This is a genomic window from Paraburkholderia sp. JPY465, from assembly GCF_050436725.1.
GTDB lineage: Bacteria > Pseudomonadota > Gammaproteobacteria > Burkholderiales > Burkholderiaceae > Paraburkholderia > Paraburkholderia youngii.
In genome coordinates, this window is sequence record NZ_JBNDMT010000003.1 from 1,243,872 (window position 1) to 1,266,814 (window position 22,943).

General features: G+C 64.4%; 18 protein-coding genes. 13 read left to right on the top strand and 5 right to left on the bottom strand.

Annotated elements, in window-relative coordinates:
• Positions 1-14: 14 nt before the first annotated feature.
• Entirely contained in the window at positions 15-596 is a 582-nt protein-coding gene (locus QFZ94_RS20355; RefSeq protein ID WP_410847998.1) for an AAA family ATPase, read from the bottom strand.
• Positions 593-739, bottom strand: coding sequence for a cytochrome bd-I oxidase subunit CydX (gene cydX / locus QFZ94_RS20360; RefSeq protein WP_429459086.1), 147 nt, complete (start codon positions 737-739; stop codon positions 593-595). The genes QFZ94_RS20355 and cydX overlap by 4 nt, the downstream gene beginning before the upstream one ends.
• Before the next feature lie 410 nt (positions 740-1,149).
• Between cydX and QFZ94_RS20365 the strand changes: the two genes are divergently transcribed.
• The 12 genes from QFZ94_RS20365 to QFZ94_RS20420 all read left to right on the top strand — a co-directional run bounded on the left by QFZ94_RS20365 (position 1,150) and on the right by QFZ94_RS20420 (position 18,171).
• The gene (locus tag QFZ94_RS20365) at positions 1,150-1,422 is read left to right on the top strand and encodes a hypothetical protein (RefSeq protein ID WP_429459088.1); all 273 of its coding nucleotides are present in this window, start codon (positions 1,150-1,152) and stop codon (positions 1,420-1,422) included.
• A gap of 198 nt (positions 1,423-1,620) precedes the next feature.
• Entirely contained in the window at positions 1,621-2,598 is a 978-nt protein-coding gene (gene corA / locus QFZ94_RS20370) for a magnesium/cobalt transporter CorA (protein WP_368587249.1), read from the top strand.
• Between the two features lie 315 nt (positions 2,599-2,913).
• The gene (locus QFZ94_RS20375; protein WP_429459090.1) at positions 2,914-3,888 is read left to right on the top strand and encodes a sugar ABC transporter substrate-binding protein; all 975 of its coding nucleotides are present in this window, start codon (positions 2,914-2,916) and stop codon (positions 3,886-3,888) included.
• 353 nt (positions 3,889-4,241) lie between these two features.
• On the top strand, positions 4,242-5,837 hold the full coding sequence (locus QFZ94_RS20380) for a sugar ABC transporter ATP-binding protein (protein WP_429459092.1): 1,596 nt from the start codon (positions 4,242-4,244) through the stop codon (positions 5,835-5,837).
• Positions 5,834-6,925, top strand: a complete 1,092-nt coding sequence (locus QFZ94_RS20385; RefSeq protein WP_368587246.1) for an ABC transporter permease — start codon at positions 5,834-5,836, stop codon at positions 6,923-6,925. Before QFZ94_RS20380 ends, QFZ94_RS20385 begins: the two co-directional genes overlap by 4 nt.
• A gap of 115 nt (positions 6,926-7,040) precedes the next feature.
• Positions 7,041-8,084 carry a LacI family DNA-binding transcriptional regulator gene (locus tag QFZ94_RS20390; protein ID WP_368587245.1) on the top strand — a complete coding sequence of 348 codons (1,044 nt, stop codon included), beginning with the start codon at positions 7,041-7,043 and terminating at the stop codon, positions 8,082-8,084.
• A gap of 48 nt (positions 8,085-8,132) precedes the next feature.
• Positions 8,133-9,062 (top strand): ribokinase, encoded by a 930-nt coding sequence (rbsK, locus tag QFZ94_RS20395; RefSeq protein ID WP_368587244.1) that lies wholly within the window; start codon positions 8,133-8,135, stop codon positions 9,060-9,062.
• Between the two features lie 363 nt (positions 9,063-9,425).
• On the top strand, positions 9,426-11,204 hold the full coding sequence (locus QFZ94_RS20400; RefSeq protein WP_429459095.1) for a methyl-accepting chemotaxis protein: 1,779 nt from the start codon (positions 9,426-9,428) through the stop codon (positions 11,202-11,204).
• Between the two features lie 366 nt (positions 11,205-11,570).
• Complete coding sequence (locus tag QFZ94_RS20405) at positions 11,571-12,332, top strand: 2-keto-4-pentenoate hydratase (RefSeq protein ID WP_429459097.1); 762 nt, start codon at positions 11,571-11,573, stop codon at positions 12,330-12,332.
• Between the two features lie 721 nt (positions 12,333-13,053).
• Complete coding sequence (locus QFZ94_RS20410) at positions 13,054-14,976, top strand: PrkA family serine protein kinase (RefSeq protein WP_176126234.1); 1,923 nt, start codon at positions 13,054-13,056, stop codon at positions 14,974-14,976.
• 162 nt (positions 14,977-15,138) lie between these two features.
• Complete coding sequence (locus QFZ94_RS20415) at positions 15,139-16,410, top strand: YeaH/YhbH family protein (RefSeq protein ID WP_176108374.1); 1,272 nt, start codon at positions 15,139-15,141, stop codon at positions 16,408-16,410.
• A gap of 237 nt (positions 16,411-16,647) precedes the next feature.
• Positions 16,648-18,171 (top strand): SpoVR family protein, encoded by a 1,524-nt coding sequence (locus QFZ94_RS20420; RefSeq protein ID WP_018435604.1) that lies wholly within the window; start codon positions 16,648-16,650, stop codon positions 18,169-18,171.
• Between the two features lie 201 nt (positions 18,172-18,372).
• Here QFZ94_RS20420 and QFZ94_RS20425 read toward each other — a convergent pair whose 3' ends face one another.
• Positions 18,373-19,845 carry an ISNCY family transposase gene (locus QFZ94_RS20425; protein ID WP_429459100.1) on the bottom strand — a complete coding sequence of 491 codons (1,473 nt, stop codon included), beginning with the start codon at positions 19,843-19,845 and terminating at the stop codon, positions 18,373-18,375.
• 222 nt (positions 19,846-20,067) lie between these two features.
• Here QFZ94_RS20425 and QFZ94_RS20430 point away from each other — a divergent pair, with 222 nt between their 5' ends.
• The gene (locus QFZ94_RS20430; protein WP_429459102.1) at positions 20,068-21,375 is read left to right on the top strand and encodes an MFS family transporter; all 1,308 of its coding nucleotides are present in this window, start codon (positions 20,068-20,070) and stop codon (positions 21,373-21,375) included.
• Positions 21,376-21,475: 100 nt separating this feature from the next.
• On the opposite strand, the gene QFZ94_RS20435 is transcribed toward QFZ94_RS20430, so the two are convergent.
• Both QFZ94_RS20435 and QFZ94_RS20440 read right to left on the bottom strand, forming a co-directional pair.
• Complete coding sequence (locus QFZ94_RS20435) at positions 21,476-21,697, bottom strand: hypothetical protein (RefSeq protein WP_176108377.1); 222 nt, start codon at positions 21,695-21,697, stop codon at positions 21,476-21,478.
• A gap of 133 nt (positions 21,698-21,830) precedes the next feature.
• On the bottom strand, positions 21,831-22,943 hold the full coding sequence (locus QFZ94_RS20440) for a glycosyltransferase family 2 protein (protein ID WP_429459104.1): 1,113 nt from the start codon (positions 22,941-22,943) through the stop codon (positions 21,831-21,833).

The window sequence follows — 22,943 nt, forward strand, 5'->3', positions numbered from 1 at the left end:
CACTCGCGAGGCGCTCATCCAGCGACGATTTGCGCAACGAGCGCTTGATAGTCCGCCGGACTGGGCGCGGTATTGTCGAACATCAGCAGACCCTCGCGGCTCGCGCCGCTCGGCTCGAAGCGCCGCCGCCGGTAGTCGTCCCAGTGCGCGAGCTTGTACGCATCGTTGGGGTTCGCGCGCGCGACGATCCGCTGCCGTGCCACGTCCTCCGAGGTTAGCACCCACACGACCCGCAACCTCACGTCCGGCGCGACGCCGAGCCACGCATGATCGAACAGCCGCCGCTCGCGCACCTCGCGCGACAGTGGCCCGACGACCAATGCGCTGATCCCGAGTTCGAGATTGTCGCGCGCGGTATCGATGAGGCCGCGATATTCGGGGTCGCGCAGATGCTGCAGGAAAAGAGGGCTGTCGCGATCGTTCGGATCGCCGGTCACCATCGCCATCGCGGCCGCGCTATAGCCGCCGTACAGCGTGTCCTTGTCGAGCAGGCAGAAGGGGGTGCCGCTCGCTTTCATCAGCGGGCCGAACAGCTTTTTCGCCAGCGTCGTCTTGCCCGTGCCCGCATGACCGCAAAAGAAAACCAGAGAAGTCACGCAGGCTTGTCCGCACGCGGCGCGGCGGCCGCATCGGGGCGCGGATCGCGCGCGAACTTGCCGTTGGTCTCGAGCCACATCACGTTGATGATGCCGAAGCCGAGCGCCACACCCACGCCGAGAATCCAGGTGAAATACCACATCGCAGTCTCCTTGATCGTGCGTCCGGCGACGCGGATCGACAGGCTTGCCAGTTGCCGACGGCGGCCAGCCGCGAGCGCGGCCGCCTTCAACGATCATGAAGAAGAACGCCGCGCCATGCAAGAGGGTGCGGCGCCCGAGTTCCGCGCGCGTTGCTATGATGCGGAACAGTCATGCGTAAGACCTGCACCGCGTAGTCACAAACCCGGCCCACCATCGAGAGCACACGGGAGAACCGGCATGCCGATGTGCCTGTCTTGCCGCGCCGCGTTCGCCGCATGCGTCGCGCTCAGCGTGCTTACGCTGGCCGGCTGCGCATCGACGCCGGCCGAGCCGGTGCCGTTCAAACCGGTGCCGGCCGAGCGCATCGTCAGACAGGGCTATACGCAGCCGGGCCGCCGGCCTCGTCGCGGTGGACGTGCGGCGCGAGCGTTCGCGCGACGTGATCGTGCGGTTCCGCGATGCGCTCGTCTATATCGACGGCGAGCGCGTCACCGACCTGATGAACGGCGAGCACGTGGTGTTCTATCTGCCGCCCGGCACGCATCGGATCGGCGTATCGACGCAGTTCGATCCGGTCATCGAGCTGAACTTCATCGTGACGGCCGATCCGCACTACACGAACCGCGCGTCGGTCACGTTCAACGACGATCACCGCATCGGCCTGCAGCGGGTCGCGCAGTAGCCGCAGTAGCCGCAGTAGTATCTCGCCGGGCATTAACAATTCGAAACGCGCGCCTGACGCAGCGGGCCTTAACATGGCGGCAGATCCAAGCCTGCTGAAAGCGTGCTTGTCCGTTCACGCGAGACAGGTCGCCCGTCTTACGCAATGCTTACGCGAGAGGGCGGCCCGGTCTGTTTTCGTATCCAGGGTAATCCGAACATGCTGATCAATTGCGCCGCCTATCAGGACGGCCGTAAGCTCGCCGACATCGATATCGACGCCATCAGCGACTACGTCGCGCGGCCCGAGTGCTTCGTCTGGGTCGCATTGAAAGACCCGAGTCCCGAAGAACTCGCGGTCATGAAGGAGGAGTTCGATCTGCACGAACTCGCGATCGAAGATGCTCAACACGGCCATCAGCGCCCGAAGATCGAGGAGTACGGCGATTCGCTGTTCACCGTGATGCACACGGTTGAGATGGACGAGAACGGCGAGTTCGTGATCGGCGAAGTCGCCGTATTCGTCGGCAGCAACTATGTGCTGTCGGTGCGGCGCGGCACGCGCGCCGGTTTTCAGAGCGTGCGCACGCGCTGCGAGCACGAGCCGCATCTGTTGAAGGAAGGCTCGGCGTTCGTGCTGTATGCGCTGATCGACGACGTGGTCGACCGTTATTTCCCAATCGTCGAGGCGATGAGCACCGAGCTCGAAGCGCTCGAGGACCGCATCTTCGAGAAGAACGATTCGGCCGCCTCGCGCGCGATCGTGCAGGACCTGTACACGATGAAGCGCCGGCTCGTGACCCTGCAACACCACATCCAGCCGCTGCGCGAAGCGGTGGGCAAACTGACCGGCGGGCGCATTCCGAGCATCTGCGCGGGCATGCAGGCGTACTTCCGCGATGTCTACGACCACCTCGACCGGATCGTCAGAACCATCGAGGGACGCCGCGAAATCGTCGTCACGGCGGTGCAGGTGAACCTCGGCATGATCTCGCTCGCCGAGAGCGAGATCACCAAGCGGCTCGGCTCGTTCGCGGCGCTGTTCGCGGTGCCGACGATGATCGCCGGTATCTACGGGATGAACTTCGAGCGCATTCCCGAGCTGCATTTCAAGTTCGGCTATCCGGTCGTGCTGATCGTGATGCTGGCAATCGACTTCGTGCTGTACAGGCGTTTTCGCAAGGCCGGCTGGCTGTAGCCGGCGCGCCTTTCGATATCCTCGCGGTTTCGCTTGCAGCGCGCGCGATACCAGGCCAGCATAAGCGGCCGGTGTGTCGCGCCGCATGCGACGCATCGGCGTTCTCGACTGCACGGACTGAGCGAGGGGACCTTGCCACACGCTGCCCGGATCGATCGAGCGCATCGCGGCGCCGTACATGCTGCGCGCCGGTGCGTTGCAACACCGCGAATCGTTGACATTCCGAAAAGCTTGCGCTGAGAATAGGCCTCGCAAACGTTTGCGCATCACAAAAAATACGGCTCGCCCGCGAGCCTGACAACCTTGGAGATACGCATGAGCCATCGAACCCGTCGTCGCATTCTTGCCGCCGCAGTTCTCGCCACCGCCTCCGCCGTCCTGCCTTTTTCCGTCGCCCACGCACAGAACGCCCCGGCCCATAAACCCAAGGTCGCGCTCGTGATGAAGTCGCTCGCCAACGAGTTCTTCCTGACCATGGAGACCGGCGCGAAGGACTATCAGAAGCAGAACCCGGCCAAGTTCGACCTGATCACCAACGGCATCAAGGACGAAACCGACACCGCCAACCAGATCCGCATCGTCGAGCAGATGATCGTGTCGAAGGTCGATGCGATCGTGCTCGCGCCGGCCGATTCGAAAGCGCTCGTGCCGGTCGTCAAGAAGGCGATCGACGCGGGCATCATCGTCGTCAACATCGACAACCGGCTCGATCAGGACGTGCTGAAGTCCAAAGACCTGAACGTGCCGTTCGTCGGCCCCGACAACCGCAAGGGCGCGCGGCTCGTCGGCGACTACCTCGCGAAGCGGCTGAAGGCCGGCGACGAAGTCGGCATCCTCGAAGGCGTGTCGACGACCACCAACGCGCAGCAGCGTACCGCCGGCTTCAAGGACGCGATGCAGGCGGTCGGCGCGAAGTTCGTGTCGGTGCAGTCGGGCGAGTGGGAAATCGACAAGGGCAACGCGGTCGCGTCGGCGATGCTCAACGAATATCCGAACCTGAAGGCGCTGCTCGCCGGCAACGACAACATGGCTATCGGCGCGGTGTCGGCGGTGCGCGCGGCCGGCAAGCAGGGCAAGGTGCTGGTGGTCGGCTACGACAACATCAACGCGATCCATCCGATGCTGAAGGACGGCCGCGTGCTCGCCACCGCCGACCAGTTCGCGGCGAAGCAGGCCGTGTTCGGCATCGATACCGCGCTGAAGGCGTTGAGCGAACACAGGAAGCAGTCGGAGCTGTCGGGCGTCGTCGAAACGCCGGTGGTTCTGGTGACCAAAGACACGCTGAAGTAAGCGCGGCGCGCCCGGCGTCGAGCGCGAGCCGGGCGCGGCCGGACGGGCCCGCGGGAAACCGCCCGTGCCGCCGCGAAGCGCGCACCGCACGCTTGAGCGGCACTGCGGCAACCCGCCGATCCGCTTTTATTCAACGAACGCTCAAGAATTCCGCCGGGCCGCCGTTAATTCCAGAGATAAGCGTCATGACGGCGGCTCGCGCGATGAGAGAAGCGCGGCCGTGAGCGCCTGCGCATTCCGCGCAGTGGGCCGGCATGACTCGTGGCAGCCAGGAGCGATGTGCCGTGCGGCAAGCGCGGCGGACCGCCAGGGTGTCACGAAGGCGCCAGAAGCGCCATGCAATCAGGAGCGCGATGGATTCGACCGACCACGACGCCTTGCCTGTCGTGCTGACCGTCAGCGGTATCGGCAAGACCTATGCCGAACCGGTGCTCGCCGACGTATCGCTGTCGCTGCGAGCAGGCGAGGTATTGGCGTTGACCGGCGAGAACGGCGCGGGCAAGAGCACGCTGTCGAAGATCGTCGGCGGGCTGGTCGAGCCGAGCGCAGGCACGATGCAGCTCGCCGGCGCGCCGTACGCGCCCGCGAGCCGCACCGAGGCCGAGGCGCTCGGCGTGCGCATGGTGATGCAGGAGTTGAATCTGCTGCCGACCTTGTCGGTCGCCGAGAACCTGTTCCTTAACCGGCTGCCGCGCGCGGGCGCGTTCAGCTTCGGCTGGATCGATCGCGGCAAGCTGCGCGAGAACGCGCGCGAGGCAATGGCGCAGGTCGGGCTCGACGCGATCGAACCCGACACGCTGGTCGGCGAACTCGGTATCGGTCATCAGCAGATGGTCGAGATCGCCCGCAACCTGATCGGCGACTGCCGCGTGCTGATCCTCGACGAGCCGACCGCGATGCTGACCGCGCGCGAGGTCGATCTGCTGTTCGAGCAGATCGGCCGGCTGAAGGCGCGCGGCGTCGCGCTCGTCTATATCTCGCACCGGCTCGAAGAGCTGGCGCGGGTCGCCGAACGGGTCGCGGTGCTGCGCGACGGCCGCCTCGTGCATGTCGACGCGATGGCGGACATCACGAGCGAGCAGATCGTCACGTGGATGGTCGGCCGCGAGCTCGGCGAGCATATCGATCTCGGCGAGCGCAACATCGGCGCGCCGTTGTTGAAGGTGGAGCGGCTCGCGCGCGGCAAGGTGGTGCGCGACGTGTCGTTCGAAGTGCGCGCGGGCGAGATTTTCGGTATCAGCGGGCTGATCGGCGCGGGCCGCACCGAGCTGATGCGGCTCATCTACGGCGCTGACCGCAAGGACGGCGGCAAGGTGTCGCTCGCCGCGACGCCGGGCGCGCCGCCCACCCCGGTGCAGATCGACTCGCCGGCGGACGCGGTGCGCGCGGGCATCGCGCTGATCACCGAGGACCGCAAAGGCGAAGGCCTGCTGCTGCCGCAACCGATCGCGGCCAACCTGTCGCTCGGCAATCTCGGCAGCGTCGCGCGGCATGGCGTGGTCGACGCGAAGCGCGAGAACGCGCTGGCGAACAGACAGATCGCCGCGATGCGGATTCGCAGCTCGGGGCCCGCGCAGATCGTCGGCGAGCTGTCGGGCGGCAACCAGCAGAAGGTCGTGATCGGCCGCTGGCTCGCGCGCGAGTGCCGCGTGCTGTTGTTCGACGAACCGACGCGCGGCATCGACGTCGGCGCGAAGTTCGATATTTACGCCCTGATGGGCGCGCTCGCGCGTGAAGGCCGCGCGCTCGTGGTGGTGTCGAGCGATCTGCGTGAGCTGATGCTGATCTGCGACCGGATCGGCGTGATGTCGGCGGGCAGCATGACGGGCGTGTTCGAGCGCGCGAGCTGGAGCCAGGATGCGCTGCTCGCGGCCGCGTTCGCCGGTTACCGCGGCCGCGAGGCGCTGCTGCACACGCATGCCGTCAACGAAGCAGGGAGTCTGTCATGACCGATCAATCGTGGCGCGAGGCGACGGGTGTCAAACCGGGCGACCCGCAGGGCGGCAAGCAGGACGAAAAGCAGGCCGGCGCGCCGGACGCGCCCGTCGTGACGCCGCCGGCCGATCCGTCGGCGCCGCTCGCGAGCGGCAAGCCGGCCGGCACGCGGCTCGGCTTTTCGAACTACCTGGGCCTCGCCGGCGCGCTGCTCGCGATGATCGTGCTGTTCTCGCTGCTGAGTTCGCACTTTCTGACCTACGACACGTTCAGCACGATCGCGAACCAGATTCCGGATCTCGTCGTGATGTCGGTCGGCATGACCTTCGTGCTGATCATCGCGGGGATCGATCTGTCGGTCGGCTCGGTGCTCGCGCTCGGGGCGTCGGTGGTCAGCGTGGTGACGCTGAAGTGGGGCTGGGGGCCGGCCGCGGGGGCGCTGCTCGGTGTCGCGGTCGCGGCGCTGACCGGCACCGTGACCGGTGCGGTGACGGTGGGCTGGCGGATTCCGTCGTTCATCGTGTCGCTCGGGGTTCTCGAGGCCGCGCGCGGCATGGCGTATCAGATGACCAATTCGCGCACCGCGTACATCGGCGACGCGTTCGACTTTCTGTCGAACCCGATCGCGCTCGGCATCTCGCCGGCCTTTCTGGTCGCGGTCGCGGTGATGGTGATCGCGCAGCTGGTGCTCACGCGCACGGTGTTCGGGCGCTATCTGGTCGGGATCGGCACCAACGAGGAAGCGGTGCGGCTCGCGGGCGTCAATCCGCGGCCGTACAAGGTGATCGTGTTCGCGCTGATGGGCGCGCTGTCGGGACTCGCGGCGCTGTTCCAGATCTCGCGGCTCGAGGCGGCCGATCCGAATGCGGGCGTCGGCCTCGAACTGCAGGTGATCGCGGCGGTCGTGATCGGCGGCACGAGTCTGATGGGCGGGCGTGGTTCGGTGATCAGCACGTTCTTTGGCGTGCTGATCATTTCGGTGCTGGCGGCGGGCCTCGCGCAGATCGGCGCGAACGAGCCGACCAAGCGCATGATCACCGGCGCGGTGATCGTGGTGGCGGTGGTGCTCGATACCTACCGCAGCCACCGCAAGCGCGGCTGAGGGGTGCGCCGCGGCGCAACGATCAACGAGTGTGGTGTGTCTTCGATGAAGACGTCCGCGGGTCGCCAGGCGGCGCATCCGGCGGGAACAACAGGCAGTAGGAGAGCAACAGGTTATGGCGACGATCAAGGATGTAGCGGCCGTGGCGGGCGTGTCGTTCACGACGGTATCGCACGTCGTGAACAACTCGCGTCCGGTGTCGGCCGATGTGCGCGCGAAAGTCGAGCACGCGATCCGTCAACTGCACTATGTGCCGTCGGCGGTGGCACGCTCGCTGAAGGCGCGCGCGACCGCGACGATCGGACTGGTGGTGCCGAACAGCACCAACCCGTATTTCGCGGAGCTCGCGCGCGGCATCGAGGACGGCTGCGCGCGCAACGGCTACTGCGTGTTCTTCTGCAATTCCGACGATGACCCCGCGAAGCAGCGCAACTATCTGCGCGTGTTGCAGGAAAAGCGCATCGATGGGCTGATCGTCGCGTCGGCCGGCGACGACGCCGTGCTCGCGCAGACGCTCGCCGACTCGCGTGAGCCGCTCGTCGTGGTGGACCGCAACATCGAGGGGCTCACCGCGGACCTCGTGCAGATCGATCACGAGAAGGGCGCGTATCTGGCCACCCGTCATCTGCTCGAGCTCGGACATGTGCGGATCGGCTGCATCACCGGGCCGGTGGAAACCGCGGTCAGCGCGATGCGCGTGCACGGCTTCATTCGCGCGATGGCCGAGCGCGGCATCGAGATTCCGGCCGATGCAATCGTCGAAAGCGATTTTTCGGGGACGGGCGGTCACCGCGCGGCCGCGCAGCTGTTCGACACGGTCAGGCCGTCGGCGATTTTCGCGGTCAACGACATGATGGGCATCGGCGCGTTGCGTGCGGCGGCGGAGCGCAATATCAGCGTGCCGCGCGATTGCTCGATCATCGGTTTCGACGATATCGAACTGGGCCGCTTCACGTTCCCGTCGCTGTCGACGGTCGGGCAGTCGGTGCGCGCGCTTGGCGACACGGCCGCGCAGACGCTGATCGACCGGATCGCCGAGGCGGCGTCGAACAGCGCGGCGCGCACCCCGGCGCGCCGGCGCGTGGTGTCGCCGCGTCTGATCGTGCGCGAGTCCACCGCGACATGGGCGGGCGACGCACGGCGGAATCTGGCGGCCTGACGCGCTCGCGATAGCAACGCGACGCGTCGCGTAATGGAGGGCACACGAGTGGCAAGCAACCCAACGCGTTCACGCGTCACGGTGGTCGGTAGTTTGAACATGGACCTCGTGGTGCGCTCGCCGCGCCTGCCGCAGCCGGGCGAGACGCTGGCCGGCCGCGGCTTCGCGCAGGTCGCGGGCGGCAAGGGCGGCAATCAGGCGGTCGCCGCCGCGCGGCTCGGCGCGCAGGTGTCGATGCTCGGCTGCGTCGGCGCCGATGCGAACGGCGCGCAGCTGCGCGCGGGGCTCGAAGCGGAGCGCATCGACTGCGCGGCGCTCGAAACCGGCAGCGAACCGAGCGGCGTGGCGCTGATCGTCGTCGACGATGCGAGCCAGAACACGATCGTGATCGTCGCGGGCAGCAACGGCGAGGTGACGCCGGCCACCATCGCGCGACACGAAGCGACGCTCGCCGCCGCCGATGTCGTGATCTGCCAGCTCGAAACCCCGCCCGAATCGGTGTATGCGGCGCTGGCCGCGGCGCGCCGCCTCGGCAAGATCGTGATCCTGAATCCGGCGCCCGCGACCGGCCCGTTGCCGGCCGCCTGGCTGCCGCTGATCGACTATCTGATTCCAAACGAACTCGAAGCCGCCGCGCTGAGCGGTGTCGTCGTCGACTCGCCGGTGGACGCCGCGCGAGCCGCCGCCGCATTGCGCGCGGCCGGCGCGCGCAACGTGCTGGTCACGCTCGGTGCGCGCGGCGTGCACGCGGCGCTCGAGGGCGCTGCCGCGACGCTGTACGACGCGCCGCGCGTCGAGGCGGTCGATACGACCGCCGCCGGCGACACCTTCATCGGGGGCTTCGCGGCGCAGCTCGCTCAGGGTGCGAGCGTCGAAGCGGCGATCCGCTTCGGGCAACGCGCCGCTGCGTTGTCGGTGACGCGCGCGGGCGCACAGCCGTCGATCCCGACGCGCGCCGAAGTCGACGCATTGGGCTGATGCCATCGCGGCGTTAGCGACCTCGCGAGCCGCCTGACGGCGCTGTGCTGCGATCGCTTCGGGCGACTCCGAACGGCTCGTATTCCACCCATTTCCCCGCCGCTCAAACGTCAAAAGCCGTGCTTTGACGAAAACCGTCGCGTTTCTTCCACGCGACGCGAACGCACACGTTCCCAGTCAATTCGCTTTCAACGTCTTACATCGTCTTTGTTCATACCTTTTAAATGCTTCAAGTCTATGAACGCGCTGCCGTAAACGGGAATTAGAGCGCTGATTCGAAAAAAGCGCCGGACCCAAAACTCACGCCGCCCCCACGCTGCGCAAGCAGCAGCCTCTCATCGAGTACAGCACACAGGAACAAGCATGTTGAATAAAGGCATCACGATCAAGGCGCGAATTGGACTCACGATGGCATTCCTTGCCGCGTTGCTGGTTGCGATCGGCGTTTTCGGTCTGTTCGGCATGGGCCGTTCGAACGACGCCTATGAGGACACCTTCACCAACGCGATGCCGGGCGCCGTGGACATCGGCAACGCGGAAATCTTCGCGGCCCGCGAACGACTCGCGCTCGACCGCGCCGCGTTCCTCGTCGGCACGCCGGAAGCGGCATCGACGATCGAGCGCGCGCGCATGCTCGGCACTACGTCCGACATGTGGTGGAAAAAATATCTCGATCTGCCGCGCGACGCGGACGAAGACCGGCTCGCGCAGGACGTCGCCGCGAAGCGCAACGCGCTGCATCAGCAACTCGAAAGCTTCGCGACGGCAATCGAGGCGAACGATCAGAGCAAGCTGGTCGAGCACGCGAAGAATCTGCAGGCCGTCTTCAACGACCTCGTCGGCGCCGACGACGCACTGCGCAAATACCAGTTCGATTCGGCGAAGCAGGGCTTCGACTCCGCGCAGAACAGTTTCCATCTGTTCCGGATGGTCAGCATCGGCGCGCTGGTGCTCGGCGTGCTGGCGGCGGCGCTGTCGTATCTGACGCTGAGCCGTGCGATCGCGCGTCCGCTCGACGAAGCGCTCGGCCACTTCGAGGCGATCGCAGCCGGCGATCTGCGTCGTCCGGTGGTCGTGACTTCGCGCGACGAAATGGGGCAACTGCTCGAAGGAATCGCCAGAATGCAGCGCAGCCTCACCGAAACGGTGCGCAGCGTGCGCGGCGGCAGCGAGTCGATCGCGACCGCGACGCGGCAGATCGCGGCGGGCAACGTCGACCTGTCGTCGCGGACCGAGGAGCAGGCGTCCGCGCTGCAGGAAACCGCGTCGAGCATGGAGCAGCTGACCGGCACCGTGCGCCAGAACGCCGATAACGCCCGACAGGCGAGCGCGCTTGCCGCCAACGCGTCGGAGATCGCCAATAAGGGCAGCGCGGTGGTCGGCCAGGTGGTCGGCACGATGGGCGACATCAACCAGAGTTCGGCGAAGATCGCCGACATTATCTCGATCATCGAGGGCATTGCCTTCCAGACCAACATCCTCGCGCTGAACGCAGCCGTCGAGGCGGCGCGCGCCGGCGAGGAAGGGCGCGGCTTCGCGGTCGTCGCGGGCGAGGTGCGCAGTCTCGCGCAGCGTTCGTCGGCGGCCGCCAAGGAGATCAAGGAGCTGATCGATACGTCGGTCGAGCGCGTGCAGTCGGGCTCGGCGCTGGTCGACGAGGCGGGCCGCACGATGAGCGAAATCATCGGCGCGGTGCAGCGCGTGACCGACATCATGGGCGAGATCGCGTCGGCGTCGGAAGAGCAGAGCGGCGGCATCGACCAGGTCGCGCGCGCGGTCACGCAGATGGACGAGGTCACGCAGCAGAACGCGGCCCTCGTCGAGGAAGCGGCCGCCGCGGCGTCGTCGCTCGAAGAGCAGGCAGCCCGGTTGCTGAACGTGGTCGCGGTGTTCCAGGTCGACGACAGCGGCCGTGGCGGTCACGACGGGGCGTCCGCGCTTGCGGCGCCGAAGCGCCCGGTGAGCCCGGTCGCCGCGCGCGCACGCAAGCACACGCCGGCCGCGGCGCAGGCGGCGATGCCGGCAAAGGCGCCCACGGTGGCCGCTGTCGCGCCGCAGGTTGCCGCCGCACCCGCGCCCACCCGCGCGCCGGCCAGGTCCGCGGCGACGGCTGGCGGTGATCAGGATTGGGAAACCTTCTGAGCGGGCTCGGGTTCACGTGTACATGGACGGCGGCGCTGTCGCGCGTTAGGTGACTGGACACGCGCCGTTCGTTGCAACATCCGTTCCCGTCCGCTCGCTGGCTGTCCGGCATCCGCGCCGCACGAACGACGATAGCTTCGCGAAAAGCCGCGCCTGGCTCCCCAGGCGCGGCTTTTTTTCGGCTCGCGCAAGAAATAACGTTTGCGCGCCGCGCGGCTTTCCCCGGCGCGTGTCGCGATCCGGTACATTGACGGGCACGGCCCCGATCCGCTGCGCGGCGCGCGGCTGCCCGCACCTTCCACAGGTGGTTCCCACTTATTGCTACGTCCTGCGAACCCTGCCATGCGCCAGCCACAAAGAACCGACATGACGCGTTACGATCTTGCGCAACACCTCGTCGAGGCACGCCGGCAGCACCTGCCGATCGACGCCCCCGCACCCGACAGCCTGCCGCCCGACGCGGCGACCGCTTACGCGATCCAGCAGGCGGTGATCGCGGGGCTAGGCGAGTCGACCGGTGCGTGGAAGATCGGCGCGAAGTCCCCGGGCGGCGCCACGTCGGGCGCGCCGATTCCGGCCTCGCTGGTGGTGCCGTCGCCCGCGCGACTCGCGCATGACGGATTCTTTCGCGTGCTGGTCGAACTGGAGATCGCGTTTCGCTTCGACGTGACGATCGAGCCGCGCGCCCAGGCGTATGCGCGCGACGAGGTGCTGGCGAGGCTCGGCGCTGTGCTGCCGGCCATCGAGATCGTCGACAGCCGCTTCGCCGAGTGGCCGAACGTCGCGCCGCTCGCGCAGCTAGCCGACGCGCAGAACAACGGCGCGCTGATCACCGGCCATCCGGCCGTCTATGCGAGCCTCGCGCGCGGCTTCGACTTCGTGTCACCGGAACTGGAGCTGAGCTTCAACGGCCGCTCGCTGATTCCGGAAGTGACCGGCAATCCGGCCGGCGATCCGCGCGAACTGCTCGTCTGGTTCGTCAACCATTGCGCGGCGATGGGGATCACGATCGAGCGCGACTGGACCCTGACCACCGGCTCATACGTCGGCGCGCACAAGATCGACGAGCCCGGCATCGTGCGTGGACATATCGATGGATTGGGTGAAGTGGAAATTGAACTGACCTGATCGATGCTGCGGCGCTTGTAACCGCAAATTACAACGCTTCATTCATTCCAAACGGCTGCCTTCGTGCAGCCGTTTTTATTTTGGCGATTTTGAAACGGTGGCAGGCTTTGAATCGTTAGCCTGTTCGAATCCATTTGTTGCAACTTTGCCGCTTCTTTCCGTATACACCTATGAGAGCGACGCGAGCGGCTGCCGTCACCCAGTCATACGGATCAGGAGTCCAACAGCGAGGGGCCATGAGGTGAATGGGGCGGAACCACGCTCGCCACGCGCGGACGAATCGCCTGACGCGTTGGGCGCCACCCGTCGAAAACGTCACCACGTGCGTGCTTTTTGTGACGAAGTGTGCGTGCGCAGACAGCCGCATTTTTGTGAAGGGCCGACGGTGCAGGTACGGGATGTGCAATAGCAACGCGATGTCATGGCGCGATGCAGCGGTAACGCGAAGTCGTGCAGGAGCACTGAATAGCGATGCGGTACTGAAGAAAGTAGCGGTACAGCGGAGCAGCGGATGATTTGATTCGTTGCGGCGTGAGTGAAAAATTGTAGGTGGTCGATTCTTTGTTTCCAAGTGAGGATTGTAGCTTCGCGGTTACGGAGCGATTTTCGCAACGTAGTCCGTGAAAAAAAATTTAAAAGGGTTTAGGATGAATTCGAGCGATGTCGTTTCCGAATAGCGCGCCGCGCACGACATCGCCCCAGACTTCGGCGAGGAGGTAGCATGGATATCTACAGCAGTTTCGCGACCCGCTTCGAGAAAACCCGGGAGGATGAACTCTCGCTCGAGGAGTATCTCGCGCTCTGCAAAGACAATCCCGCCGCGTACGCCACTGCAGGCGAACGCATGTTGACGGCAATCGGAGAACCGGAACAGATCGACACTCGTAACGATCCGCGTTTATCGCGTATCTTCGCGAACAAGGTCATCAAGGTATACCCCGCATTCCGTGAGTTCTACGGAATGGAAGAGGTGATCGAGCAGGTGGTCGCCTACTTCCGGCATTCGGCCCAGGGGCTCGAAGAAAAGAAGCAGATACTGTATCTGTTAGGACCGGTCGGCGGCGGCAAGTCGTCGATCGCGGAACGGCTCAAGCAACTGATGGAACGTGTACCCTTCTATGCGATCAAGGGCTCGCCCGTCAATGAATCGCCGCTCGGCCTGTTCGACTACGAGGAAGACGGTCCGATCCTCGAAGAGCAATACGGCATTCCTCGCCGCTACCTGCGAGGCATCCTGAGTCCGTGGGCGGTCAAGCGCCTGCACGAGTACAACGGCGACATCCGCAAGTTCCGCGTGGTGCGCCGCTATCCGTCGATCCTTCGTCAGATCGCTATCTCCAAGACCGAACCGGGCGACGAGAACAATCAGGACATTTCGTCGCTGGTCGGCAAGGTCGACATCCGCAAGCTCGAACAATACGCGCAGGACGACGCCGACGCGTACAGCTACTCGGGCGGCCTGTGCCTCGCCAATCAGGGCCTGCTCGAGTTCGTCGAAATGTTCAAGGCGCCGATCAAGGTGTTGCACCCGCTGCTCACCGCGACCCAGGAGGGCAACTTCAAGGGTACGGAAGGCTTCGGCGCGATCCCGTTCGACGGCATCATCCTCGCTCACTCGAACGAGTCGGAGTGGAAGGCGTTCCGCAACAACCGGAACAACGAAGCGCTGCTCGACCGGATCTTCGTCGTCAAGGTGCCGTACTGCCTGCGCTATAGCGAAGAGGTCAAGATCTATGAGAAGCTGCTGCGCAACTCGTCGCTGGCCAACGCGGTCTGCGCGCCGGGCACGCTGAAGATGATGGCGCAGATGTCCGTGCTCACGCGTTTGCAGGAGCCGGAAAATTCGAGCCTGTTCTCGAAGATGCAGGTCTACGACGGCGAGAATCTGAAGGATACGGACCCGAAGGCGAAGTCGTACCAGGAGTACCGCGACTTCGCGGGCGTCGACGAGGGCATGACCGGGGTGTCGACCCGCTTCGCGTTCAAGATTCTGTCGCGCGTGTTCAACTTCGACTCGACGGAGGTCGCGGCCAATCCGGTGCATCTGATGTACGTGCTCGAACAGCAGATCGAACGCGAGCAGTTCCCGCCGGAAACCGAGCAGAAGTATCTGTCCTTCATCAAGGACGTGCTGGCGTCGCGCTATGCGGAGTTCATCGGCAAGGAGATTCAGACCGCGTATCTGGAGTCGTACTCCGAGTATGGTCAAAACATCTTCGACCGCTACGTCACGTATGCGGACTTCTGGATTCAGGATCAGGAGTTCCGCGATCACGACACCGGCGAGAGCTTCGACCGTGCCGCGTTGAACGCGGAGCTGGAGAAAATCGAGAAGCCGGCGGGCATCAGCAACCCGAAGGACTTCCGCAACGAGATCGTGAACTTCGTGCTGCGCGCGCGGGCTGCGAATGCAGGCAAGAACCCCGCATGGATCAGCTACGAGAAGCTGCGCGTCGTGATCGAAAAGAAGATGTTCTCGAATACGGAGGAACTGTTGCCGGTGATCTCCTTCAACGCGAAGGGCTCGGCCGAAGAGCAGCGCAAGCACGAAGACTTCGTCAATCGCATGGTGGCGAAGGGCTATACGCCGAAACAGGTGCGCTTGCTGTGCGACTGGTATCTGCGCGTGCGCAAGTCATCGTGATGCGCGCATGATACTCATGATGTGCCGCCCGTACGGTTCGACCGTACGGGCAACCGGCGAGGCGCAAGCCGCATAGCATGCACTGCGCGGCGGGCGTCTCGCGCACCGGAAATATTAGTGCGGCCGCAGCGGAAACGCGGTTGCACGGACGGGAGACCGGGCGTGCTTCATCAAATCATCGACCGCAGGTTGGCAGGCAAGAACAAGAGTATTGCGAATCGCGAGCGTTTTTTGCGCCGCGTCAAAAATTATATCCGTCGCGCCGTTTCGGAAGCGGTGCGCGACCGCAGCATCAAAGACATCCAGAACACCCAGAGCATCACCATTCCGCGCAAGGACATCGCGGAGCCGTCGTTCCGTCACGGACCGGGCGGCCGGCGCGAGATGGTGCATCCCGGCAACTCGGACTACATCCGCGGCGACAAGATCCAGCGCCCGCAAGGCGGCGGTGGCGGTGGCGGAGGCAGTCAGGCCAGCAACGAGGGCGAGGGTCAGGACGACTTCGTGTTCGAGCTGAGCCGCGAAGAGTTCATGCAGTATTTCTTCGACGACCTCGAACTGCCGCGTCTCGTCAAAACCCATCTGATGGCCGTGCCGACGTGGAAAAGCATCCGCGCGGGCTGGGCCGCGGAGGGCACGCCGAACAACATCGACGTGGTGCGCTCGCTGCGCAGCGCGCTCGGCCGGCGCATCGCGCTCGGCGCGCCGCTCGTCAACCAGTTGCACGAAATGGAGCGGCAACTCGAAGAGCTGAAGGCCGACCCCGCCGATCGCCGCGAAGAGATCAAGCTGCTCGAAGACGACATCCACCATCTGAAAGGACGCATCTGGCGGATTCCGTTCATCGATCCGTTCGATCTGCGCTACGTGAATCGCGTGAAGCAGCCCACGCCGTCGAGCCAGGCGGTGATGTTCTGCCTGATGGACGTGTCCGGCTCGATGGACGAGCAGCGCAAGGATCTCGCGAAGCGCTTTTTCATCCTGCTGTATCTGTTCCTGAAGCGTAACTACGAGCGCATCGAAGTGGTGTTCATTCGCCACCACACGCGCGCGGAGGAGGTCGACGAAGACACGTTCTTCCATTCGACCGAAAGCGGCGGCACGGTGGTGTCGAGCGCGCTCGAACTGATGCGCAAGGTGATGGAGGAACGCTACTCGCCAACTGAATGGAACATTTACGGGGCGCAGGCTTCGGACGGCGACAATTGGACCGACGATTCGCCGAAGTGCCGCAAGATTCTGTCGGATGACATCCTGGAGAAGGTGCGGTATTTTGCGTATATTCAGGTGACGCCCGAAGAGCAGAATCTGTGGCTCGAATACGCGCAACTGGCGCTATCGCAACCGCATATGGCGATGAAGAAAGTCGAAACCGCGGCCGATATCTATCCGGTATTTCGCGAGCTGTTCGAGAAGCAGGCGGCGACTTCGTGATGGAACGCTGATTGCGCACCAGGCATCTGGATCACGACGCGTGCGGCGATGAATCGTACGACTTGAGGCAAGCCGTCGTATGACTGCGCCGCAGCGCAACAAAGGCGTGCCGCAGCAACTGTCGGGGCATGCCGAGGCACGAGCGGCTAGCACGGCAGCCGCTCGCGCCGGAGCAGTCCGCAATGCTGCAGCACGGGACACACCGGAACGCCCACCGAGGGGCAAAGGGAAGTCCGTATGAACGTAGCCGATAGACGGCCTCTGCCGTGCCCGTCCGACTGGACCTTCGAATTGATCGAAGAGTACGACTCGCATATTGCCCGTGTTGCGGAGCAATACGAGCTCGACGTGTATCCGATCCAGCTCGAACTCATCAGCGCTGAACAAATGATGGACGCCTACGCGTCCGTCGGCATGCCGGTGAACTACCGTCACTGGTCGTTCGGCAAACATTTTCTCTCTACCGAAAAAAGCTATCGTCGCGGCCAGATGGGGCTCGCATACGAAATCGTCATCAATTCGAATCCCTGCATCGCGTATCTGATGGAAGAGAACACGATGACGATGCAGGCGCTCGTGATCGCCCATGCGGCGTATGGCCACAACTCGTTCTTCAAGGGCAACTATCTGTTCCGCTTGTGGACGGATGCGCACGCGATCATCGACTACCTCGTCTACGCGAAGAACTACATCGCGGAATGCGAGGAGCGCTATGGGCTCGATCGCGTCGAGGAATTGCTCGATTCGTGCCACGCGCTGATGAATTACGGCGTGGACCGCTACAAGCGGCCGCAGAAGCTGTCGCTCGAGAAAGAGTTCGCCGCGCGGCGCGAGCGCGAGGCGTATCTGCAGTCGCAGGTCAACGAGTTGTGGCGCACGCTGCCCACGCGCCATACGCCGCTGCCCGAAGAGGTCGAAGAGCGCTATCCGCCCGAGCCGCAGGAAAACCTGCTGTATTTCGCGGAGAAAAACGCGCCGCTGCTCGAACCGTGGGAGCGCGAGGTGATTCGCATCGTGCGCAAGATCGGTCAGTATTTCTATCCGCAGCGGCAGACCCAGGTGATGAACGAAGGCTGGGCGACGTTCTGGCACTACACGCTGCTCAACACGATGTACAACCAGGGCAAGCTGGAAGACGGCTTCATGATGGAGTTTCTCCATTCGCACAGCAACGTCGTCTATCAGCCGCCGGTCACGAAGCCGTATTACAGCGGCATCAATCCGTATGCGCTCGGTTTTTCGATGATGAGCGACATCCGCCGCATCTGCGAAGCGCCGACCGACGAAGACCGCAAGTGGTTTCCGGATCTGGCCGGCAGTCCGTGGCTGCCCGCGATGCACTACGCGATGCGCAACTTCAAGGACGAAAGCTTCGTCGCGCAGTACCTGTCGCCGCATCTGATCCGCGAGATGCGCCTGTTCTCGGTGCTCGACGATGACATGCGCGACGCGCTCGAAGTGTCGGCGATTCACGACGACAGCGGCTACCAGTACGTGCGCCAGGCGCTGTCGCGGCAGTACGACATGCATCACCGCGAGCCGAACATTCAGGTATGGGCCGTCAATACGCGCGGCGATCGCAGCCTGACGTTGCGGCATTTCATGAGCGACAACCGGCACCTGTCGTCGGATAGCGACGAGGTGCTCAAGCACATGGCGCGCTTGTGGCAATTCGACGTGTACCTCGAAAGCGTCGACGAAAACGGTACCGTCAGAAAGCGCTACGAGTGCCGGTACGTGCCGCCGTCCGTGAGAATCTGACGTCTCCATCCGGGCGCGGCAGCGCATCGCAACGTTGCCCGGGCGGTCCGCGCCGATTCCCCGAAGCCCCCGCAGCCTCGCGCCTGGCGGGGGCTTCGTTTTGGTTGCAGTTCTAACTTCGCCGCGGGCCCGTACCCAGGGCTTTCCTGCAGTTCCGCAGACAAAACCTGTCCCCGCTAAGTTCAAACGTCGTGCAGCCAGCTAAATAGAAATGTCGGGTTTTGCCTGCCTTGTCCTGTCTTTATTTATGGTTTTGGGGTGGGGCGGCGCAGCCGCCCCACGTCCCTCCATCAGTTTGGTGCTGACTTCGAGAATCGCCTGATTGATGTCGGCAACCTCGATGGCACGCTGTTTCTTCAGTCCGATGAGCGCTTTCTTTGCCTGGACCTGCTCGCCACTGTGTGTGCGCGATGGTGAACCTGACGCGCGGCGGTCGTCGCGGATGGCCTGGACACGACGGGCAACTTCCAGTGCGCTCGCGAGGCGCTTGTTCTCAACTTCGGCTCCCTGGTCGATGTGCGTGATCCGGTCATACTGGCGGTACGGCAACGCAACGCCACCGGTCTGCACCTCGATCGCGCCATCCGGATATTCGACGACCTCGACGTATTCATGGATCAGCCCGCGACTGACTGGCGTGTCGTCCAGCAGATACATCACCCGGTCGTACTGTACCGTCAGTGCATTCGATATCCTGCGCGGCACGCGATAGGCCAGTATCTGTCTAAGATCCTCATCAGCCCGCAGCGGCCGGTGCGCGTTGTAGTCGCTCCTGGGTGGCTTGCCAAAGCGCCGGTTGAAGTCGGCGATGAAGGAGGGCGCCCAGGCATTAGCGGCCTCCCGCGTACTGATGCCGCGCAGCCTGAGTTCCTTGACGAGCCGGTCCTGCAGCGTCAGGTTGGCCCGCTCCACGCGCCCCTTGGCCTGACTCGTGTTCGCACAGAACGCGTCGATATTGAGCTCGTACAGGGCTCGCCCAAACTGCGTGACGCCCTTGCCGGCGGTCTCCGAGCGCTTCTTGACATAGAACACGCTGGCCTTGTCGCTGTAGAACGCCACCGGCTTGCCATGCACGCCCAGATACTTCTGCAGCGCCTCGAAATAGCTGAAGGTCGACTCCGTCGCCGTGAAGTGCAGCGCCATCAGTCGTCCGGTCGCATCATCAATGAACACCAGCAGCGTGCACGCCGGCGCCCGGTCCTCGAACCAGCGATGGTCGCTGCCATCGATCTGGATCAGCTCGCCCAGGCAGGCACGACGGTTACGCGGCTGATAGACCTTCGGCGGGCGCTCCTTGCGCGGAATCCACAGACCGGCCGCTCGCATCAGTGTGCGCACCGTCTCGACCGCCAGATCGATGCCATGACACTCCCGAAGCTTCTCGCACGCCAGCGTCGGGCCGAAATCCGCATAGCGCTCACGGATCAGCGCCAGTGCCCGTTGAGCCTTGCCCGGAGGCAACTGGTGATTGCCCGGGCGACCGCGCTTGCCCGACACCAGTCCGGCCACGCCAGCCGCCTGGTAGCGCAGCACGAGCCGCTCGACCTGTCGCACGCTCAATCCCAGCCGCTCAGCCGCCTGACCAGGCTTGAGCCGGGCTTCGGTCACCGCCTGGATGACCTTGAACCGGTCAACTTCCCGCATCGTCATCGTGATCGTCCCAGTCGCGTTCATCGCCGGCGCGCTCCATGTGGATGTCCGGCGGACAAACTACCCAGAACACGACATTTCTATTTAGCGGAAACCCGACATTTCTATTTGGGACCTACAAAACCCCATCTGAACTTTTCACTTATGTAAAATTCGCCGCGCGCGCGTGTGCGGTTGTCCGCGACGCGCATGAAGGCGACGTCACGAGCGTCATCCTCGTTTAGAGAAAAAAGGACCGACATCAGCATGAACGATTTAACCGACCAACCCGTCGTCGCACAAGCCGACGACACCCGGCGCCGCATCTTTGCGATCGTCGGCGCTTCATCGGGCAATCTTGTCGAATGGTTCGACTTCTACGTGTATTCGTTCACGGCGCTGTATTTCGCGCCGTCGTTCTTTCCTAGCGGCAACACCACCACGCAGTTGCTCAACACGGCCGGTGTGTTCGCCGCCGGCTTCCTGATGCGCCCGATCGGCGGCTGGTTCTTCGGCCGGCTCGCCGACAAGCGCGGCCGCCGCACCGCGATGATGGTGTCGGTATTCATGATGTGCGGCGGCTCGCTCGTGATCGCGATGTTGCCCACCTACGCGCAGATCGGCGCGCTCGCGCCGGCGCTGCTGCTGATCGCGCGGCTGTTCCAGGGCCTGTCGGTGGGCGGCGAATATGGCACCAGCGCGACCTATATGAGCGAAGTGGCGTTGAAAGGCCGGCGCGGCTTTTTCGCGTCGTTCCAGTATGTAACGCTGATCGGCGGTCAACTGTTCGCGCTGCTCGTACTGGTGGTCCTGCAGCAGTTGCTGAGGACCGACGAACTGAAGGCATGGGGCTGGCGCGTGCCGTTTGCAATCGGTGCGATCTCTGCGCTGGTCTCGCTCTATCTGCGTAAATCGCTCGACGAAACCACCACCGCCGCGACGCGTCAGCGCAAGGAAGCGGGCACGCTGCGCGGCTTGTGGGAGCACAAGGCCGCGTTCATGACGGTGCTCGGCTTCACGGCCGGCGGCTCGCTGATCTTCTATACGTTCACGACGTATATGCAGAAATATCTGGTCAACACGGCCGGCATGCACGCCAAAACCGCGAGCTCGGTGATGACCGCCGCGCTGTTCGTCTACATGCTGATGCAGCCGGCGTTCGGCGCGCTGTCCGACAGGATCGGCCGACGCAATTCGATGCTGTGCTTCGGTTTGTTCGCGACGCTCGGCACGGTGCCGCTGCTGCATGCGCTGAAGGACGTGACGAGTCCGGTCGCGGCGTTCGCGCTCGTCGTCGTCGCGCTCGCGATCGTCAGCTTCTACACGTCGATCAGCGGCCTGATCAAGGCGGAAATGTTCCCGCCGCAAGTGCGTGCGCTCGGCGTGGGGCTGTCGTATGCGGTGGCGAATGCGATCTTCGGCGGGTCGGCGGAATATGTCGCGCTGTGGCTGAAGTCGGCCGGCGTCGAGACGATGTTCTTCTGGTACGTGACGGCGCTGTGCGCACTCGCGGGTATCGTTTCGCTGCGCATGCGCGATCCGTCGACGGAAGGGTATCTGCGGCACGAGCCGTGAGCCGCTAACCCGGCACGGCGAAACGTCGTGCCGCGATGAAGCATTCAGGCGGCGGTCCGGGGCAACCGGACCGCCGTTTTTCATGGCATCGGCGCTTCGCTCAACTGACGACGATCCGTGTCCCCCACGCATGCAGCAGGTCGCGCAAGCTCTCGGCCTGTTCCATCCTCGCGCCGCTGCGCAGATGAATCTGCACCGCGCGCCCCGCGATGCCGTCGATCGGTTGAGCAAACCACAACTCGACCGCGAGGCCGAGTCCTTCGGGTTGATCCTCGACGACCGGCTCGATCACGCGCGGTCTGAAACACGCATTGTCTGACATGGCGAAGCACCTCTGCGATGACGGGTCGTGCCCATCGTAATCAGCGGCGCGCTCGCGACCAAGTAACGAATACGCGTTTGCTAAGCAGGGAATGCTTAGCAGAAAATCGGCTTGCGCACGGACTTGTCGCAGTTCATACCGGCTTCGACCGGTCGCCGACGAACTCGTCGACCAGCTTGTCGACGAACTCCTCGACCCGCGCGGCCTCATTCGCCGCGACCGTCGCGATCGACGGCGCGCGCGCGGCAGCATCGGCCGAGGCGCTCGCCGTCGGCAGACGTCCACGCCATGCCGCGCACGCCAGCATCAGCAGATGGTAGTAAAGCCGCGCGCTAAAGCCGTAGTTGTAGGCGAACAGATGCGCGCGCGCGATCCGCCAGCCCGCGCGCGCGTCGCCGTTTCTCGCGTGAATCGACACCACGATCGGTACCAGTCGCCGCAGCGCCTGCCGCCGCGACGCTTCGAGCCGCGCCGGCAGACGCAGCGACTTCACGAACCCATACGCGCTCAACGGGGCGGCCGTGCTCGTGCCCCGCGTGCTGTGCGAGATCGACGTCGCGGTCTTCCGATACACCGACACATAGTCGTGCAGATAAAACACCTCACGAGCGGCAAGGCATAGCTCGGTGCCGAACACGTAGTCGCAGCAGACGCCATACCGAGCGTCGTAGCCGATCCGCTTGACGAGCCGCGCGTCGGCCATCCAGCCATTGTTGGGAAACATCTGGATCAGGCCGGTGCGGCCCGCGAGCGGCTGCAGACCCTCGTTGGCCCGGGTGCGCCGGAACGCCGCGTTCAGGCGCTCGCTCGCGGCGAGATCGATCGCCCCGTCGTGATCCGCTTCGTACTGCGCGCCGAATGCCGCATCGAGCACCGGATAGCGTTGCCAGAGCGACACGAGTTTTTCGACGGCGTCGCTCGTCAGCAAATCGTCGTCGTGGATCAACAGGATCTTGTCGCCGCGAGCCCGCTCGAACAGGGTCGACACATTGCGCGCCTGGCCAAGCGGCGATTCGTGCTTCTGGTAGCGCACGCGCGGCTCGTCACGGTAACGCTGCAAGATCAGTTGCCCTGAGCGCGCGTCCGTCGAATCGTCGCCAATCACGATTTCCACATGCGGATAGCTTTGCGCGAGGCACGAGTCGACGCACTCGACGAGCAGTTCCGGACGATTGCAGGTCGGCACGCAGATGGACACCTGCGCGATGGCCGCGCGGGCGTGGGGAGAACTTGACGCGTTGGACAT